This window comes from Oleiphilus sp. HI0061 (assembly GCF_001635675.1).
Genome location: NZ_LWFE01000078.1, coordinates 1 through 943 on the forward strand (window position 1 = coordinate 1; position 943 = coordinate 943).

A 943-nucleotide genomic window follows, 5' to 3' on the forward strand; every position below is an offset into this window, starting at 1 on the left:
TCAAAGGCAGAGATAACAAGAGACAAATAAGCGTAACACGGGTATTCATTTTCATAACAATTGTGGCCGTTCAAATAAGAAAGCGGTCTAGTTTACAGTCATGAACCGTAGGCTCAAGCTTAAGTGTTTACTGTGTTCGTTTTATGTTTGGGAAGAGCAAGTGAAATGGTCGCCGAAAGGGCGATAAATGTACTCGATACCCATAAACATGCTTCAAGGCCATAAGACTGGAAAATCCAACCTGATAGTACGGTGCCAACTAGCCTGCCCATGGCATTGGCCATATAGTAGAAACCCACATCTAAGGATACGCCATCGTCACTGGCGTAACTCACAATCAGGTAGCTGTGCAAAGAAGAATTTATAGCAAACAGGGCGCCGAAGGCGAGTAAACCTATTACGATCACCAGCTGTGCTGAAAGCGAGCTCGATAAGGCTAGTGCGATGCCCGCGGGTATCAGCATTAGAGGCAGCGCCCAGCCGAGCGCGCTATGGCCATCGGGGGCGCGCTTGGTCGAGCTTTGCGTAATCTTGGGGGCAAAGGACTGCACTAAACCATAGGCGATTACCCAGCTTGCAAGAAAGCCTCCTACAGACCAATGGTTCCAGCCGAACTCGCTCGCTAGATAAACGGGCAAGGCAACCACGAACCAAACATCTCTGGCACCAAACAGAAATAAGCGAGCTGCTGAGAGGGCGTTGATTGCCCGACTTTTAGAAAATATTTCAGTGAACTTCGGTTTGTTCTTTGCCTTGCCTAAGTCTTGTTTTAAGGCAAACATGCTACCCAGCCAAACCACAAACAAGCTTAGCGCCATAGCAAGAACGGCACCTTGAAAACCGAGAGTGGCCAGTAAAGCGCCGCCTAAAAAGAAGCCGACACCTTTCAAGGCATTCTTAGATCCGGTTAGAATTGCCACCCACTTATACAGTGTAGTTTGCG

General features: G+C 48.3%; 1 protein-coding gene. It reads right to left on the reverse strand.

The window, feature by feature from the left end; genetic code table 11:
- Positions 1-119: 119 nt before the first annotated feature.
- On the reverse strand, positions 120-943 hold an 824-nt coding region (locus tag A3735_RS00975; protein ID WP_197485561.1), incomplete at its 5' end, for an MFS transporter.